General features: G+C 70.5%; 12 protein-coding genes. 4 read left to right on the top strand and 8 right to left on the bottom strand.

Annotation, left to right across the window (positions count from 1 at the left end; all coding sequences use genetic code 11):
* The first annotated feature begins 101 nt into the window (after positions 1–101).
* Complete coding sequence (locus AC0T5L_RS22705) at positions 102–1,076, top strand: anti-sigma factor RsbA family regulatory protein (RefSeq protein ID WP_476167493.1); 975 nt, start codon at positions 102–104, stop codon at positions 1,074–1,076.
* On the opposite strand, the gene AC0T5L_RS22700 is transcribed toward AC0T5L_RS22705, so the two are convergent.
* Positions 1,066–1,413 carry an STAS domain-containing protein gene (locus AC0T5L_RS22700; protein WP_476167492.1) on the bottom strand — a complete coding sequence of 116 codons (348 nt, stop codon included), beginning with the start codon at positions 1,411–1,413 and terminating at the stop codon, positions 1,066–1,068. The two genes, AC0T5L_RS22705 and AC0T5L_RS22700, sit on opposite strands and share 11 nt — an antisense overlap.
* 96 nt (positions 1,414–1,509) lie before the next feature.
* Positions 1,510–2,280, bottom strand: coding sequence for an ANTAR domain-containing response regulator (locus AC0T5L_RS22695; protein WP_476167491.1), 771 nt, complete (start codon positions 2,278–2,280; stop codon positions 1,510–1,512).
* A gap of 111 nt (positions 2,281–2,391) precedes the next feature.
* Between AC0T5L_RS22695 and AC0T5L_RS22690 the strand changes: the two genes are divergently transcribed.
* On the top strand, positions 2,392–3,561 hold the full coding sequence (locus tag AC0T5L_RS22690; RefSeq protein ID WP_476167490.1) for a GAF domain-containing protein: 1,170 nt from the start codon (positions 2,392–2,394) through the stop codon (positions 3,559–3,561).
* Between the two features lie 130 nt (positions 3,562–3,691).
* Here the strand turns inward: AC0T5L_RS22690 and AC0T5L_RS22685 are convergent, their stop codons facing one another.
* Together AC0T5L_RS22685 and AC0T5L_RS22680 are read right to left on the bottom strand one after the other, a co-directional pair.
* The gene (locus AC0T5L_RS22685; RefSeq protein ID WP_476167489.1) at positions 3,692–4,330 is read right to left on the bottom strand and encodes a response regulator; all 639 of its coding nucleotides are present in this window, start codon (positions 4,328–4,330) and stop codon (positions 3,692–3,694) included.
* A gap of 6 nt (positions 4,331–4,336) precedes the next feature.
* Positions 4,337–8,761 carry a HAMP domain-containing protein gene (locus AC0T5L_RS22680; RefSeq protein ID WP_476167488.1) on the bottom strand — a complete coding sequence of 1,475 codons (4,425 nt, stop codon included), beginning with the start codon at positions 8,759–8,761 and terminating at the stop codon, positions 4,337–4,339.
* A 514-nt stretch (positions 8,762–9,275) separates the two neighbouring features.
* Here AC0T5L_RS22680 and AC0T5L_RS22675 point away from each other — a divergent pair.
* A complete protein-coding gene (locus AC0T5L_RS22675) occupies positions 9,276–11,444 on the top strand; it encodes a SpoIIE family protein phosphatase (RefSeq protein ID WP_476167519.1) in 2,169 nt (722 codons plus the stop codon).
* 51 nt (positions 11,445–11,495) lie between these two features.
* Here AC0T5L_RS22675 and AC0T5L_RS22670 read toward each other — a convergent pair whose 3' ends face one another.
* Complete coding sequence (locus tag AC0T5L_RS22670) at positions 11,496–12,101, bottom strand: response regulator (protein ID WP_476167487.1); 606 nt, start codon at positions 12,099–12,101, stop codon at positions 11,496–11,498.
* 237 nt (positions 12,102–12,338) lie between these two features.
* Between AC0T5L_RS22670 and AC0T5L_RS22665 the strand changes: the two genes are divergently transcribed.
* The gene (locus AC0T5L_RS22665) at positions 12,339–14,129 is read left to right on the top strand and encodes a S1C family serine protease (protein ID WP_476167486.1); all 1,791 of its coding nucleotides are present in this window, start codon (positions 12,339–12,341) and stop codon (positions 14,127–14,129) included.
* Between the two features lie 263 nt (positions 14,130–14,392).
* On the opposite strand, the gene AC0T5L_RS22660 is transcribed toward AC0T5L_RS22665, so the two are convergent.
* The 3 genes from AC0T5L_RS22660 to AC0T5L_RS22650 form a co-directional block, all read right to left on the bottom strand.
* Positions 14,393–15,901, bottom strand: coding sequence for a sensor histidine kinase (locus AC0T5L_RS22660; RefSeq protein ID WP_476167485.1), 1,509 nt, complete (start codon positions 15,899–15,901; stop codon positions 14,393–14,395).
* A gap of 5 nt (positions 15,902–15,906) precedes the next feature.
* Positions 15,907–16,605 carry a response regulator transcription factor gene (locus AC0T5L_RS22655; RefSeq protein WP_476167484.1) on the bottom strand — a complete coding sequence of 233 codons (699 nt, stop codon included), beginning with the start codon at positions 16,603–16,605 and terminating at the stop codon, positions 15,907–15,909.
* Between the two features lie 154 nt (positions 16,606–16,759).
* Entirely contained in the window at positions 16,760–17,707 is a 948-nt protein-coding gene (locus AC0T5L_RS22650; RefSeq protein WP_476167483.1) for an HpcH/HpaI aldolase/citrate lyase family protein, read from the bottom strand.
* Positions 17,708–17,739 lie beyond the last annotated feature (32 nt).

Raw genomic sequence — 17,739 nt, 5'->3', positions numbered from 1 at the left:
CACCGATCCCCCGGAGCCTCCTCCGGAGGGCGGGGCCGGGTACACAGACCACGGCGCTCGGGCACCGGACGGCCGGCCCCGAGCGCGGGCACCACGAACCGATGACATTCGAACACCAGGGTCTGCTCTTCCACCGTGAGCAGCAGTTCCACGACGTGGCCCGGGAGCGGCTGCGGTCAGCTGTACGCGAAAACGCCCACGCGGTACTCGCGGTCACCGGGGAGCGCGCCGTGGAACTCACCAGCGCCCTTTCACCGTCCGAGCACGAACGGGTACACGTCATCGACCGGGACGGACTCTACGACGCCCCCGGGCGCGCTCTGGCGGCCCTGCACCGCCTGGCGCTCACCCACGACCCCGCGCCGGTGACCGTCGTGGCCGAACCCCCGCTGCCGGCGGCCTCCGAGACGGAGTTGCGCGAGTGGCACCGCCTGGAGTCGGTTCTGTGCACGGCGCTGGCCCCGCAGCGGCTGAGGCTGCTGTGCGTCCACGACGTCCGGGGCCTGACCCCCCGGACGCGGTCCGCGGTGCTCGCCACCCACCCGGTGCTCGTGGACCCCGCGGGGCCCCGGTCCAATCCGGCCTACCTGGGTACGACGGCGTTCGGCACCAGACCGGTCGCGCCGGACCCGCTGCCGGTCTCCGGCCCCGTCCACCGGTTGGAGATCGGGCTGTCCCTGCCGCGGCTGCGCGGCGACCTGGTGACGCTCGGTGAGGACGTGGGGTTTCCTCCCGACCGAATCGACAGCTTGGTGGTGGCGGTGAACGAGCTGGCCGCCAACGTGCTGGAGCACGGCGCGGGCAAGGGCACCGTGCAGGTCTGGCGTGCCCCCGGGCGATGGGTGTGCGACGTGTTCGACGAGCGCGGAGGACTCTGGGACCCACTGGCCGGATACCGGCCGGCCGACAGCATGCGCACCCGCGGGTACGGGCTGTGGATCACCCGGCAGACCTGCGACTTCCTGGAGATCAGCGGAAGCGGAGAGGGATCACTGGTGCGTCTGCACTTCGCGGACCGGGCCGAGGCGGTCGACACCGTGGAGGAGGCGGGGAGGCGGGCTCCGTTCAGTTCCTGAGGGAGTCCACCGCGGCGCCGACGCTCTCCCTGATCGGGATGACCTGGTCGATCCCGGCGATCACGAACAGGCGGTTGACCTGCTGCTGGGGTTCGGCGACCATCAGGCCCACGCCCAGGTCGCGGGCCTGCCGGTAGGCGGCGACGAGCACCCCGATACAGCGGGAATCGCAGAAACCGACCTTGGCGAGGTCGACCACCACGCCCCTGGGCAGATCGGTGGCCAGGACACCGTCGAGTACGTTGGCCAGCGCGGGAGAGGTCACCGCGTCCATCTCCCCCCCAGGGGTGACGACGACGACGCCATCCTCACGACGGATCGAGATGTCTGACGTCACGGTCACTTCTCCTTGTCGTTCCGGGACGGCCCCGAGCCCTCATCATGGCGCTTGTCGGTCACGCTCGGGACTCATCGCCCGGTGTTGCCCTGCCGTTCACCGTCCGTCCGTACCGACGCGACGCGTCCGCGACTGCGGTCCGGTGCTCTCCTCCACGAGATCGCGGGCCACCTCCACCACCCTCTTGCGGTTGCGCTGGGCGACCTCGCGCAGCGCGGTGAAGGCGGTGTCGGCGTCACAGCCCCGGGCGTGCATGATGATGCCCTTGGCCTGGTCGATCACCGTACGCGCCGACATGGCCCGGCGCATGTGGGCGGTCTCCCTGGCCGCGTCAGCCTGGCGTCCGGCGCTGTGGAGCGACACGGCGGCGTGCTCGGTGAGCAAGGCGGTCAGGGGCGCGACGACGTCCTCGCCGAAGGCGTCCGCGCGGCCGGAGTGCACCCCGAAGGTGATCACCCGGTCGTCACCCCCGCCGGGCATCGGGCTGGGCAGGGTGACGGATGAGCGGTCACCGCACTGGACGGCCATGCTGGTGTAGCGGGGCCATCGGTGGGGCTCGCGCAGGACGTCGCCCACCCGCACCTGGCACATCTCGCGGACGGCCTCCACGGTGGGGCCCTGGTCGCTGGTGTACTGGTGCTCGAAGGCGGCGGACAAATCAGCGTGGGAGGCACCGTAGTCGGTGACGACGTGGCGGACGGGTCCGTCGGACTCCCCGACCTCGCGCCAGACCACGACGAGTGCGGCCGAGCAGCCGGGCACCCCCAGGGCCGCGGCCCTGCTCATCCGGTCGAGGGCGCGCTCCAGGGTCGTACCGTCCTCCTGCCCCAGCGCGCCGATGTCGCGGGCCAGACGTTCGATCCACACGGCCTGGCCTCCTTCCGCGTCCGCTCTCCCACTAACCGTAACCTTGGAAGATCCAGCAGCGGACATCCGCTAGCTTCGGGAAGGACGCCATCCACGACGGGAGACCTGCGCGTGTCGGAGAACCTCGCCGGGTTGCAACGCGAGATCACTGCTCTGAGTGAACGTATTGCCGCCCTGCGCAACACGCACACCATGTATCCCGACGATGCCCGGGGCACGGCGGGGGCGGCCTTGGCCGAACTGGAGTACGCCGAGCGCCTGCTGGGTGACGCCGGGACCCAGCTGGCGCAGGCCCACGCCCGCCCCGAGCCGCGCCGCCAGAACGATGACGGCGACCGGACCCTGCTGCGTGCGATGTTCCAGGAGCTGAGCGTCCCCGTCGTGCTGCTGGACCACGAGGGCTACATCCGGCGGATCAACAACACCGGGGCCGCCCGGCTGGGTAGCGCACCGGGCTACCTCACCGGCAAGCCCTTCGCGCACTTCGTGGACCTGCGCAAGCGTGCGGCGATGCAGTCCTGGCTGGCAGCGGTACTGCGAGGCGACGGCAGCGCGGCGCTGGAGTCGCGGCTGGCCCAGCGCGGCTGGGCCGAGGACGTGCATCTGACCCTGACCCGCCTGGAGCTGCCCACCGAGCCCAACCCGCTGGTGCTGGTGGCGATGTCACCGCCGATGAACGGCGCCGATGAGGAGGGCCCCGCCCCGCTGGAGCCGGAGGTGGAGGACCAGGTGGTGGTGCTGGCCGCCCGCAGGCTGGACGTGCTGACCCGGATGACGCGGCTGCTGCTGCGCTCCGCTGGACCAGGCGGTGCCGGGAAGCCGCTCGCGCTGGCCGACGCCGCCGACCTGCTGGCCGACTCCTACGCCGACTGGGTGATCGTGGACGTGTGCGACCTGCCCACCGGCCCCAACGCCGCCCGTCGCGCGGTGGTCGCCGGTCCCGCCGACGCGCCCAGCGAGCAGAAGGAGGCGGTGACGGCGGAGGCGCCCGGCAACTCCGACATCCCCGGCGAGGTGCTGGGCCGGGGCAAGTCGCTACTGTTCCCGCTGATCGAGGACGATGCCGTGCTGGGCCACTCCGCGTCGGGGGCGCCGCTACTCGCGATGCTCGGCGCGGGTTCGCTGCTGTCGGTGCCCCTGCTCGGCAGCCGGGGCGTACGCGGCGCGCTCACCCTGATCCGCCGCAGCAACCGAGGCAGCTTCCGCCTGGCCGACCTGGGCCTGCTCGAGGAGATCGGCGAGCACATCGGCCTGGCGCTGCCGCCCCGGCCGTTGGCCTGATTGACGTCCTCCCCGGGGTGAACCCCGGGGATTCCCACAGCCTCGCGGCTGTAGGCGCGGTGCGCCTCGCGGCGCCCGCTGGTTCCTGTGTAGCAGTGCTTCCTTGGGGTATCCGCTCCGCCCGTGGCGGCTACTCGGGGCCGCGCAGGGTGTTCACCAGGGTGGACATCCGGGACACCGAGCTGTCCATACGACGTACACCGTCCACCAGCGGCTGGTCCACGTCCTGGTAGTTGGTCACGATGTGCTCGCGCAGCTGGGTCAGGTCGGCCTGCACCTGCCCGGTGTGCTGCGCCAGCTGCTCGGCCAGGGCCTTGCCGGGCTCCCCGGTCTCCTGGCCCAGGTCCCGCTGGAGGGCCCGTGCCTGCTCGCGCATCTGCGCCTTGAGCTGGTACAGCTCCACGAAGACCTCGACCTTGGAGCGCAGTACCCAGGGATCGAACGGCTTGAGCAGGAAGTCCACCGCACGCGAGGCGTAGCCGCGGAAGACCTGGTGCCGGTCGATCTCCTGGGCGGTCAGGAAGATGATCGGCACGCCCTTGGTCTTCTCGCGCTGCTTGATGTGCGCGGCGGTCTCGAAACCGTCCATCCCCGGCATGACCACGTCGAGCAGGATGACGGCGAAATCAGTGCCCAGAAGGTGCTTGAGCGCCTCCTCACCCGAATTGGCCCTGACCAGGTTCTGGTCCAGGGAGGTGAGCGCGGCCTCCAGCGCGATCAGGTTCTCGTCGCGGTCGTCAACGAGAAGGATGTTGGCCTTCTGGGTCACTTCGGGTTACTCCAGGTCATCGTTCGGGGTGCTGCTGCCAGTGTCCCCGTTCTGGTCGTTGACATCCCCCGTGCGGGAGTCCGTCGCGCCATTGTGCCCGTCCGGCGCCTCGTCCGCCGCATCGGCCCGGTCGATTCCGGCGTCGTCGGCCGCGGCACCGGCGATGGTCTCCTCACGGCCGGCGGTGAGCCAGCGTCGCATGACATCGAGCAGATGGTCCAGATCGACCGGTTTGGTCACGTAGTCCGTGGCCCCTGCCGCGAGGCTGCGCTCACGGTCCCCCTGCATCGCCTTGGCGGTGAGCGAGACGATCGGCAGGTCGGCGAACTGCGGCATCTCCCGGATCCGCTGAGTGGTCTGGTTACCGTCCAGTTCGGGCATCATCACGTCCATCAGGACGAGCGAGATGTCCTCGTTGGCCTCCAGCATGGCGATGCCGGTGTGCCCGTTGTCAGCGTAGAGGACCTCGAGTCCCTGCGCCTCCAGAGCGCTGGTGAGCGCGAAGACGTTACGCACGTCGTCGTCGACGATGAGCACGCGCTGACCGCTCAGGACCGCCTGCCGTTCGGGGTCGGTACGCGCCTCGTTCTCGACGGGCTCCACTGGGTTCTCGGCTTCGTCCGTTCCGGCGGACGTCTCGGGCGTCTTGAGGACCGGAACCGTGGGCAGCGGCTCGTTGGTGATGTCGGTGAGGGCGGCCACAGCGGCGTCGAAGTCCTCGTCCGGTATGGAGAAGTCATCGTCGAGCGAGGAGGTGTCGCCGTCCGGGCCGCGACCGGTGTCGAGCATCGGCACCGAGTCCACGCCGCTCAGGGCACCGACGTCCTCGGCCCGGTCCCCGGCGTCCTCGGGCAGCCGCACCGGCAGCAGCAGCGTGAAGGTGGAACCCTGGTTGGACACACTCTGCACCCGGATCTCGCCGCCCAGCAGACGGGCGAAGTTCCGGCTGATGGACAGGCCGAGGCCGGTACCGCCGAAGCGCCGCGAGGTGCCGCCGTCACCCTGGTGGAAGGCCTCGAAGATGACCTGGAGCTTGTCCTCGGCGATCCCTATGCCGGTGTCGGCGACGGTGAACGCGATGACCTCCTCGTTCGCCACGAACATCTCCAGGTCGGTGTCCTCCAGCGCCCACGCGGGCTCGATGATCAGCCGCACCTCTCCCTGCGGGGTGAACTTGACCGCGTTGGAGAGCAGGTTGCGCAGTATCTGCTGGAGCCGCTGCTCGTCGGTCCACAGCGTGCCGGGGATGTCCGGCGACACGTCCACCGCGAAGGCCAGCCCCTGTTCTCCGGTGACCGGACGGAAGGTGGCCTCGACGTAGTCCACCAGCTGGGCGATGGACACCTCGCTGGGCTGGACCTCTGCACGGCCGGCCTCCACCTTGGACAGGTCGAGGATCTCGTCGATGAGCAACAGCAGGTCGCTGCCCGCCTTGTGGATGGTCTGGGCGAACTCGACCTGCTTCGGGGACAGGTTCTGCTCGGCGTTGTCAGCGAGCAGGCGGGCCAGGATCAGCAGGCTGTTGAGCGGCGTGCGCAGCTCGTGCGACATGTTCGCCAGGAACTCCGACTTGTACTTTGAGGAGACCTGGAGCTGGTGGGCACGCTCTTCCAGCGCGTTCCTGGAGCGCTGGATCTGCTGGTTCTGGAGCTCGATCGCCCTGTTCTGGTTGGCGAGCTGGGTCGCCTTCTGGCGGAGCTCGGCGTTCTTGCCGCGCAACTCCTCCTGCTGGCGCTGGAGCTCGTTGGACCGCTCCCTGAGCTGGCTGGTGAGCTGCTGGGACTGTTCGAGCAGGTCCTCGGTGCGGTTGTTGGCCAGGATGGTGTTGATCGTGGTGCCGAGCAGGGCCACCAGCTGGCGCAGGAAGTTCTTGTGGATCTCGCGGAAGTCGTCGTAGGAGGCGAACTCGATGGCGCCCAGCGAGCGCTCCTCGGAGACGATCGGCAGGATGTACAGGTTGCGCGGCGAGGCCTCGCCCAGACCCGACTCGACCTTGACGTAGCCCGGCGGGACGTTGGAGACCTGCTGCTCCACCTGTTGTGCCAGGGCCTCACCGACCAGTCCGACACCCTCGCGGACACGGCGGCGCTCCTCGCCTGGGTCGAAGCCGAAGCCCGCGTAGAACAGGAAGTTCTCCTGGTCGTCCTGGTCCTCGGGCAGGTAGCAGGCGCCGTGCTGGGCACCGATGAGCGGCGTCACCTCGGTCATGATGAGGCGGGCCAGCTCCTTGAGGTCGCGGTGGCCCTGGATGTGGCCGGAGATGCGGGCCACGTTGGACTTGAGCCAGTCGGCGTCGCGCTGGGTGGCGGTGGTCTCGCGCAGGTTGGACACCATCAGGTTGATGTTGTCCTTGAGCTGTTCCATCTCGCCTCGGGCGTCGACCTGGATGTTGCGGGTCAGGTCGCCCTTGGCGACGGCGTTGGCGACTTCGGCGATCGCCCGCACCTGCGTGGTGAGGTTGCCCGCCAGACCGTTCACGCTGTCAGTGAGCTGCTTCCAGGTGCCGGACACGCCGTCGACCTTGGCCTGACCGCCCAGCTGGCCCTGGCTGCCCACCTCGTGGGCCACACGGGTGACCTCGGTGGCGAACGCCGAGAGCTGGTCCACCATCGTGTTGACCGTCGTCTTGAGCTCCAGGATCTCTCCCTGGGCGTTGACGTCGATCTTCTTGGTGAGGTCGCCCGCGGCGACGGCGGTGGTCACCTCGGAGATGTTGCGCACCTGGGTGGTGAGGTTGTGCGACATCGAGTTGACGTTCTCGGTGAGGTCGTTCCAGATACCGGAGACGCCCTTGACGTCGGCGCGACCGCCCAGCTTGCCCTCCGTACCGACCTCACGCGCCACCCGCGTGACCTCGTCGGCGAAGGCGGACAGCTGGTCCACCATGACGTTGATGGTGTCCTTCAACTCCAGGATCTCGCCCTTGGCGTTGACCGTGACCTTCTTGGTCAGGTCGCCCGCGGCCACCGCGCGCGTGACCATGGAGATCTGCCGCACCTGATAGGTCAGGTTGTTGGCCATGGAGTTGACGTTGTCGGTCAGGTCCTTCCAGACCCCGGACACGTCGCGAACGTGGGCCTGTCCGGCCAGCTTGCCCTCGGTGCCCACCTCACGGGCCACCCGGGTCACCTCGCCGGCGAAGGAGTCCAACTGGTCGACCATCTTGTTGATGGTGTCCTTCAGGTCGAGCATCTCGCCCTGGGCGTCCACGGTGATCTTCTTGGTGAGGTCACCGGTGGCGACCGCCGTCGTCACCTGCGAGATGTTGCGGACCTGGTAGGTGAGGCTGTTGGCCATGGAGTTGACGTTGTCGGTCAGGTCCTTCCAGATGCCCGACACGCCCTTGACGTTGGCGCGGCCACCCAGCTTGCCCTCCGTACCGACCTCACGCGCCACCCGCGTGACCTCGTCGGCGAAGGAGTCCAACTGGTCGACCATGGTGTTCACGGTGTTCTTCAGGGCGAGCATCTCGCCCTGCACGTCCACCTGGACCTTCTGGGTGAGGTCGCCCCGGGCCACGGCGGTCGTCACCTGGGAGATGTCACGCACCTGGTTGGTGAGGTTGTCCGCCATCGAGTTGACGTTCTCGGTGAGGTCCTTCCAGATGCCCCGTACCCCGCGCACGTTGGCACGACCGCCGAGCTTGCCCTCGGTACCCACCTCACGGGCCACCCGGGTCACCTCGTCGGCGAAGGTGGACAGCTGGTCCACCATCGTGTTGACGGTGTCCTTCAGGTCGAGCATCTCGCCCTGCACGTCCACCGTGATCTTGCGGCTCAGATCACCCCTGGCGACCGCCGTGGTCACCTCGGAGATGTCGCGCATCTGGTCGGTGAGGCGGGAGGACATCTGGTTGACCGACTCGGTGACCTCGCGCCAGGCACCGGAGACACCCACGACCTGGGCGGTACCGCCGAGCTTGCCCTCGGTACCCACCTCACGGGCCACCCGGGTGACCTCCTCGGTGAAGCCGCTCATCTGGTCGGCCATCCGGTTGACGGTGGTGGCCAGGCGCAGCAGGTCGCCCTTGAGCTCGCCCCGGCGGCCGTCAGTGGAGGCGCGGCGGCTGAGCTGCCCCTCGGCGACCGAATCCAGGACGCGGGCGACGTCGGTCACGGGTTCGGAGACCTCGTCGAGCAGGACGTTGAGGGCTTGGGCGCTCTCACCCCAGGCGCCACGGGAGGGGTTGACGTTGACGCGCTCGTTGAGCCTTCCCTCGTTGCGCACGACGTCGCCGACGCGCTGGAGCTCGTCACTGAGCTGCTCACTGTGGTCGACCACATCGTTGAAGACGGAAGCGATCTCCCTCATGGTGCCGCTGCCGCGCTTCCGGAGGCGGACGCTGAAGTCGCCGTCACGCATGCGGTACAAGGCGCGCAGTATCTCGTCGAGCTGGTCGTCGGCCACCAGTTCTTTGACCGCCTCGGGCATCGAACCCCCTTCTCAACCTGGTCTGCCACCTCGACCTCCCGTCCAGGCATCCGGCCGGGAGGGGCCGGCCGCCGCGGGACGGCGGGCCGGACCCGCGGACGGAGCGCACGGGACAGGGGGCACGCGGTGGCCCGCGTACCCTTGGTGACACCCCGTCACGCTACCCGCGCGAAGTACCACCCGAAAGAAGCGGATGTGTCGGTGACTTACACTAACCGGCTGAGCCGACCTGCACAGGTGGGTTCCCGATCTTGTTCCCGCCGCCGTCATCCTCGCGACAGCCCCCGAGCACGGCGCTCCCGGGTGGTTCCAACCCGCCTCCCGTCCGCGTGACCGCCGGGCGGCTCTCCGTGCGACGCGCTCCGGCCAGCGCCCTCCCGTGCGTTCGAATGACGCTTCGGGCAGTACCGCCCGCCGAGGCACGCGTATCGTGGCACTGACCACCACTCCCCGCGCATCCCCGCGCACGCACCCAGTGACGAAGGACACCGACGGCTTGCCAGCACAAGACGCGTTGAAGGTCGCTCGACGAGAGTTCCCTCCCACCCCGGAGACCGCGGCCGCCGCCCGCGAGTTCGTTCACGACACCCTTCTGTCATGGGGTGTGCCCGATTCCTCTGACGATGTGGTCCTACTGGTCAGTGAACTGGTGACCAACGCCGTCATCCACGCGAAGTCGTCCCTGGACGTGAACCTGCGCCGGACCGAGGGGTCGACCGAGGTGATGGTCACCGACTCCGTACCCGAGCAGGCCGTGCCGCGGGCCGGCCCCTTGTCGGTGGATGCCTCCGCCTCCCGGGACAACGGTCGCGGCGGCGGCCTGGGGCTGGCCCTGGCGTCGGCGATCGCGTCCAGCTGGGGCGTGAGCTACGGACGCAACGACAAGGCCGTGTGGTTTCGGATCGATGACACCGCCGAGGAGCACCCGTCACTGGAGTCGCCCCCGGTACGCAAGAGTCCCTCGCGCCCCTCACGCCCCGCGCCGTGGTCCGCGCTGGACTCCGCCCTGGGTTCGCGGCTGAGGCTGCCACAGCTGCTGGAGCGCACTGTGGAGTACTCGACCACGGTGCTGGGCGGGGACGCGGCCTACATCACCCTGGCCACGTCCGACGAGACCATGTGGGAGGTGCGCGCCGCGATCGGGCTGACCCCGGGCGGCGCCCCGTGGCGGTCCCTGCGGGTGCGCACGGAGGAGATATTCCCGTCGGCCGCGCCGGAGCCGAACGCGGTGATCAACGACGACCTGATGATCGCCCGTACCGGACGGGGACGGCTGCTGCGGGCGGGGATGCGCTCGCTGGTGACGGCGCCGCTGATCGTGGACGGCCGGGTGACCGGCCTGCTGGGGGTGGCCTCCAGACGGGCCCGGCACTTCGGGCCGTCGGCGGCCAAGCGGCTCCAGGAGGGCGCGGATCTGATCGCTCTGCCGGTGGAGCGCGCCCGCCTGGCGGAGGTGGAGCTGAGCAGGCGTGCGTCGCTGAGCTTCCTGGCCGAGGCCAGCGACCTGTTGGCGGGCACGCTGGACGAGCGGATGACGGGCGCCCTGGCCGCACAGCTGATCACCTCCCGGCTGGGGCGGTGGTGCGCCATCGAGACCATCAACGAGATGGGCGCGTCCCAGCTGATGCACGTGGTGCACAGCGACGAGAACTACAACGACATCCTGCGGGCGCTGCTGACGGGGCTGCCGCCGCACGAGCAGCGGGAGCCGCAGCCGTTGTGGTCCCCGGCCGAGCTGGCCAAGGAGGGACTGGACGAGCAGCTGGTCCGGGAGCTGGCGAGCGGTCCGGCGATCAGCATCCCGCTGGTGGCGCACGGGCGCGCGCTGGGCCGGATGACGGTCGGCAAGAACGAGTCGGACGACTTCACCCGCGAGGAGGTGGACGTCGCCGACGACCTGAGCCGCCGGGTGGCCTCGGCGATGGAGAACGCGCGGCTGCACGAGAAGCAGGCCGCGATGAGTGACGCCCTGCAACGCAGCCTCCTCCCCGCGAAGGAGAAGGAGCCGGTGATCCCGCATGTGGACCACGCGGTGTTCTACCGTCCGGCGGACGAGCGGAACGTGGTCGGCGGGGACTTCTACGACGTGTTCGCGGCGAACGGGCGGTGGTGCTTCGCGATCGGCGACGTGTGCGGGACGGGCCCGGAGGCGGCGGCCGTGACCGGGCTGGCGCGGCACACGCTGCGGGCGCTGGCCAAGGAGGGGTTCACGCCGTCGCACATCATGCAGCGGCTGAACATGGCGATCCTGGACGAGAACACCTCCACCCGGTTCCTGACGATGCTCTACGGGGAGATGACCCCGGCCACGGACGGCGAGGGCGGGATGCGGATGCGGATGGTCTCGGCCGGGCACCCGCTGCCGATGCGGCTGAACCAGAAGGGCGAGGCGGAGTCGTTCGGGGGGTCGCAGCCGCTGCTGGGCGCGTTCGAGGACGTGGGGTTCACGACCGAGAACGTGGACATCCGCCCGGGCGAGGTGATGCTGGCGGTGACCGACGGTGTGACCGAGCGGCGCAACAACAGCGACATGCTCGGCGACGAGGGGTTGCTGGACATCTTCTCCGGCTGCGCCGGGCTGACCGCCCAGGCGGTGATCAGCCGTATCGACCGGGAGTTGGAGGAGTACGCTCCGGGCGGGCGCAGCGACGACACCGCGATGCTGGTGCTGCGTTTCCTCTAGCGCGGTGGCCGGGAAGCCTCACCGGGCCGCCAGGCGCCCCGTCTCGCGTGTTCAGAGCCAGCCCATGTCCTGGGCGGTGCGGATGGCGGACATGCGGTTGTCGGCGCCGGTCTTGCCGATGGCGTTGGAGAGGTAGTTGCGCACGGTGCCCTCCGTCAGGTGGAGGGCGGCCGCGATCCGGGCGACGGTGGCGCCGTCGGAGGCGGCGCGCAGCACCTCGGCCTCGCGGTCGGTGAGAGGGCTCTCGCCACCGACCATGGCCGCGGCGGCGAGCTCGGTGTCGATGTAGCGGCCGCCCTCGTGAACGCGGCGGATAGCGCCGGCGAGCTGGTCGACGGGGGCGTCCTTGGCCAGGAAGCCGCGCGCACCGGAGGAGAGGGCGCGTCGCAGGTAGCCGGGTCGGCCAAAGCTGGTGAGGATGACGATGCCGCAGCCAGGGGCGCTCTCCCCGAGCTGGGCAGCGACCTCCAGGCCGGTGGCGCCGGGCATCTCGATGTCCAGGACCGCGACGGCGGCGCCGTGTCGCAGGACGGCATCGGCCACCTCGTCGCCGCGGCCGACCTCGGCGACGACCTCCAGGTCGTCCTCCAGACCGAGCAGGGCGGCGATGGCCCCTCGGACGAGGTGTTCGTCATCGGCCAGCACGATCTTGATCAAGGTCGGCCCTTCTCCGTTGTCTCACTTGAGCTTCGGCACGGTATCGTTTCGGACATTGCGGTGTATACGGTGCTTGCGGAAGTCCGCGCCGGGGACGGGCCGACAGTGCCCGGGCCCGGCCAACGTTGCGTCAACAGGACTCGAAACCCTGGTATATCGGGCTCTCACCCTGTTCTAACCCGGGCACCGCATGATGGATCCCGTCACTGAACATCGTCCCGCCAGTCGGAGGATGCGTTGAACGCCAACGAACCGAGTGCAGGTACCGAGCCCGGTGCTGCGGCCGGGAGCGAGCATCCCGCCGAGCCCGTTGACCAGCCTGCGGCCTCCAACCCGGATGAGGGGTACTCCTCCGCTGACAGCGGCGCTGACGCCGGGGGCAAGGAGTTCCGAGGCGCCGAGGGCGGGGAGCTCCGGAGTTCCGGGTACGGCGACCAGCGGACAGAGCCCGAGTCCACCGGCCCCCGGCAGGCCGCCAGCGGCCCCGAGGCCCAGCAGCAGGCCGGCGACGAGTACGCCGGTCCCCAGCAGACCGGTGGTCAGCCGGGCCCATGGCCGCAGGCGGGGACCAACCCCTCGGGTCCCGTCCCCAGCTTCTCGCCGCCCGAGCACCCGCCGCGGTGGGCCACCGGGCCCAACGCCCCGGAGGGGGCCTCCTACACCTTCCCGCCGCACGTGCCGAGCGCCCAGAGCGGCGGCCACCACAACCAGTTCGCCGCCCAGCACGGCGGTCACGTACCTCCGGGGCAGGGCGGTCCCCACGGGCAGGGCGGTCCCGTACCCCCGGGCCAGGGCGGCCCACACGGACCGGGCGGCCCCTACCAGGGGCAGCCTCCGTACGGTGGCGGCGGAGCGTTCGGGGCGGGCGGCCACGGCGGCCAGCCTCCGTTCGGTGGTCCGCCGACCGGTGCGATGCCCGCGCCCGGGAAGAAGCGCGGCTCCGGAAAAATCGTGACCGTCGCCGCGATCACCGCCCTGATCACGAGCCTGATCGTGGGCCCGGCGGCGGCCCTGGGCACCGCCTACCTGTTCCCCGACGGGCTGAGAGGGCCGGTCAGCTCCCTCAGCGGGGAGCAGGATGGCACACCGACCGAGGGCGCCGTCGGCGACGTCGCCGACACGGTCCTGCCGAGCGTGGTATCCATCCAGACCGCCAGCGGCGGTGGCAGCGGTGTGATCATCTCCTCCGACGGCCAGATCCTGACCAACGCGCACGTGGCGGCGGCCTCCCAGGGCGGCCCGCTGGAGGTGCTGTTCAACGACGGGACCTCAGCTTCCGCCGAGGTCCTGGGAGCGGATCCGGTCTCCGATATCGCGGTGATCCAGGCGGAGGGGCGCAACGGCCTCGAACCGGCCGAGCTCGGCGACTCCGAACAGGTCGGTGTGGGCGCGGACGTGGTCGCGATCGGCTCCCCGCTGGGGCTGACGGGCACGGTGACCGCGGGTGTGGTCAGCGCGCTGAACCGGCCGGTGAACACCGGTGCGACCGAGAGCGGCAACGGACAGACCGCCACGGTGATCAACGCGATCCAGACGGACGCGGCGATCAACCCCGGCAACTCGGGCGGCCCGCTGGTGAACATGAACGGCGAGGTCGTCGGGATCAACACCGCGATCGCGGGCATCTCGCAGGACAGCGGCTCGGTGGGCCTGGGCTTCGCCATCCCGATCAACCAGGTGCGCCCGATCGCGGAGCAGCTCGTCGAGGACGGTAGCGCGAGTTACCCGGCGATCGAGGCGACCATCACCGACTCGCGTGCGGGCGGCGCCGAGGTCGTCGAGGTGACCGGTGGCGGCGCGGCCGAGGAGGCCGGTATCCAGGCCGGTGACGTGGTGGTGTCCGTGGACGGCGAGGAGGTGTCCACGCCGGACGAGCTGATCGCGCAGATCCGGATCCGCCAGCCCGGCGAGGAGGTGACACTCGGGGTGCTGCCCGGCGGCAGCGGCTCCGAGGAAGAGGTGAAGGTGACCCTCGGGGAGCAGAGCTCCACGTCGGCTCAGACCGATACGGAGGCCGAGGAGGACTGAGCGGGCGCGCTCCCGCTCCCTCCCCTCAGGGCGGCCTCGGTCCTTCGGGCCCGGGGCCGCCCTTTCTCCGTGCCGGGGCCCGGGTGCCGCCTCCGCCCCGCCGCGCACCGGTGCCCGCCCCTCCCCCCGGCGTCTGCCGAAACGGGCTGCTGGCCACCCGCTCCGGCCTCCGCGCGGTTGGCCTCGTACTCGGGCCAGGCCCGGTGTTCGATATCCGCTACGGGCACAAGACCAGCGAGGGCACCCGTGGACCGCGGGGACGCTCATTCCGGGTCCGTCGGCTCCTGCCCGTCCGACGGGGTGAACACCGGCAGCTGGAAGCCGATGACGGTGCCGCCGCCCTCACGGTTGCGGGCGAAGACCCGGCCCCCGTGAGCGTGCGCGATCTCCCTGACCATGGACAGCCCGAGCCCGGATCCGGGCAGGCCGCGGGCGACGGTGGCGCGGTAGAAGCGTTCGAAGACGTGGTCGAGCTCGGCCGGTTCGATGCCCGGACCCCGGTCCAGGACCTCCACGGCCCCGTCGCGCACACGGATCTCGATGGGAGCGGTGCCGTCGGGGTCGAACTTGGCCGAGTTCTCGATCGGGTTGGCCACGGCGCGCTCCAGGGATCCGGAGCGCCCCCACACGACGCTGTCGTCGGCGTCCACGACGATGTCGCGGCCGGTACGACGGCGAGTGCGCTTGGCGGCCTTCTCGGCGACCTCGGCCAGGGATACCGCGGCCATCGGCTCGTCCTCGTGGTCTCCGGTGGCCAGGCCGACCAACTCGTTGACGAGGGCGGTCAGTTCCCGGGTCTCGCCGCGCAGGTCCTCGATCAGGCTGTCGCGCGCCTGCGGGCTGAGCCGGTCCACCCTTTCGAGCACCTGCACGTTGGTGTACAAGCTGGTCAGCGGGGTTCGGAGCTCGTGCGCCGCGTCCTGGACGAGGCGGCGCTGTTCGTCCTTGGAGCGGGCCAGGCGGGCGAGCATGGCGTTGAACGCGCTGCTGAGGCGGCCGACCTCGTCGTGTCCGGCCTCCTCCTGGCCCTCCCAGCCCTCACGGCCCTCGCCGCTTCGCCCCGGGTCGACCGGATCGAGCCGGCCCGTGGAGCTGACGTACTCGGCGGCGTCGGTGAGGCGCACCAGGCGGCCGGTGGTGCGGTGGCCCACCAGCCATCCCGCCGCGGCCGCGCACAGGGCGACGAACAGGCCCACCCACAGGATCTGGGTGGCGAGCCGGTCGAGCATCTGCTCGGTGGGTGAGAGGGCCTGTAGGAGCTGGAGGGCCCCGCCGCCGTCGCCGATCGAGACCGTGGCGAGCCGGTACTCGTGTCCGTTGATGGTCTGCTCGCGCATCTCGACGATCCCGGGCTCGTCCTGCGCCGCCACCTCCAGGTCCCGCTCCGAGGGGTTGAAGATGATGACCTCGGACGGATCGGTGACGGTGACCGTCCTGCTGCCGTCGGGGCCGAGGAACTGCAACTGGAGGTTGTAGCCGGACAGGAACGGGCCGGGGCCGGAGGAGGGCGCGCCTCCCTGGTCGTGGAGCTTGACGAGTTCGTCGGACAGGTCGGCGACGGTGTTCTCGAACTCGTTCTCGACGTCGGCGCGGATGAGCCCGGCGGCGGTGGTGTAGGCGAGGGCGCCGACCAGGGTGATGACGACGGCGGCGACCAGGGCGAAGATCACCGCGAAGCGGGTACCCAGCCGCCAGTCGCGCGGGCGCAGCACCACGCCCCGCCACCACGGTTCGGTGCCGTGGCCGAGCGAACCGGGGCGGCCGGGGCTCACGGGGGTCAACCCTGCGGGCGGAGCGTGTAACCGACCCCGCGCACGGTCTGGATGAGCGGCGGCCCCCCGTCCTCCAGCTTCCGGCGCAGGTAGCTGATGTAGACGGCGAGGTTCTTGGACTCGGGTCCGAAGTCGTAGCCCCAGATGCGGTCGTAGATGGTGGAGTGGTCCAGCACGATCCCGGTGTTGCGGACCAGGAGTTCGAGAAGGTCGAACTCGGTCTTGGAGAGCTCGACCTCGCGCTCGCCGCGCCAGACCCGGCGGGCACGCGGGTCCAGGCGCAACTCGCCGACCCGCAGCGGCCCCTCGTCGGCGGCGTCCTCGGTGGCGGGTGTGGCGCGGCGCAGCAGGGCACGCAGCCGGGCGAGGAGCTCGTCGAGTTCGAAGGGCTTGGCGAGGTAGTCGTCGGCCCCCGCGTCGAGCCCGGCCACCCGGTCGGGCGTCTCCACGCGCGCGGTGAGCATGAGGATGGGCGTACGGTCGCGCTCGGCGCGCAGCACACGTGCCACACCGAGCCCGTCCACGCCCGGCATCATCACGTCGAGGACGAGCAGGTCGACGGGTTCGGCGTGCACGGCGGCCAGGGCCTGGACCCCGTCCGACACCGTCCGTACCTCATAGCCCTCCAACTGGAGCGCGCGTTCCAGTGAGTTCCTGATCGCGCGGTCGTCATCGGCGACCAGGACCGTGGCGGTGGCTTCCATGGCGCCCATCGTCCCGCATCCGGGTGAGAACGCGGTAAGAGTCCGGTGGTGTGTGCGTTGGATTCGTGCCGGTCGAGCGCCCCGTACGGAAGGCGCGGGGCGCCGCGGGGTACGATGCGGCCCGCGCCGGCGCGGGTCCCGGGTCCAGCTCGGGTCAGGCTCGGGGGTCGAACTCACGGGTGCGCCCGAGCCCGGCCGCCCGGCCCTTGCCCGCGACCACGAGCGCCATCTTGCGGGAGGCCTCGTCGAGCATCTCCTCACCGAGCATGACGGCACCGCGCCGGTCCACGGTGGTGGCGTGCGCGTAGGCGTCCAGGATCAGCTCGGCGTGGTCGTAGTCCTCCTGGGAGGGCGCGAACACCTCGTTGGCGGCCTCCACCTGAAGCGGATGCAGAACCCACTTGCCGTCGAAGCCGAGAGCGGCCGTGCGCGCCGCGGAACGGCGGAACGCGTCCACGTCGCGGATCTGGAGGTAGGGTCCGTCGATGGCCTGGAGGCCGTTGGCCCGGGCCGCCATGAGGATGCGCATGAGCACGTAGTGGTAGGCGTCGCCGGTGTCGTAGCCGGGCGGCTGCTCGCCGACGACCAGGCTCTTCATGTTGATGGAGGCCATGAAGTCGGCGGGCCCGTAGACGAGTGCCTCCAGGCGGGGTGAGGCGGCGGCGATCGCGTCGACGTTGACCAGGCCGCGGGCGTCCTCGATCTGCGCCTCGATGCCGATCCGGCCGGCCCGCAGCCCGAGGGCTCGCTCGATCTGGGTGAGGAGGGTGTCGAGCCACTGCACGTCGCGGGCCTCGGTGACCTTGGGCAGGACCAGGGCGTCGAGCTCGGCCCCGGCGCCCTCGACGACGGTGATGACGTCACGGTAGGACCACTCGGTGGTGACGTCGTTCACCCGGACCGTGCGGACCCTGCCGTTCCAGCCGCCGTCGTTGAGGGCCCGCACGACGGTGTCGCGCGCGGACTCCTTCTCCAGGGGCGCGACCGCGTCCTCCAGGTCGAGGAAGAAGGCGTCCACGTCCAGTCCCCGCGCCTTGTCCACGAACCGGGGGTTGGACCCCGGCACCGCGAGTACCGATCTCCGTGACCTGAGTTCGCCCATCGTCGCTGTTCCCCGCTCCGTTCGACCGCGTG

Source organism: Nocardiopsis sp. TRM 82005 (genome assembly GCF_056312425.1).
This window is presented reverse-complemented; position numbering and strand designations above follow the sequence as displayed.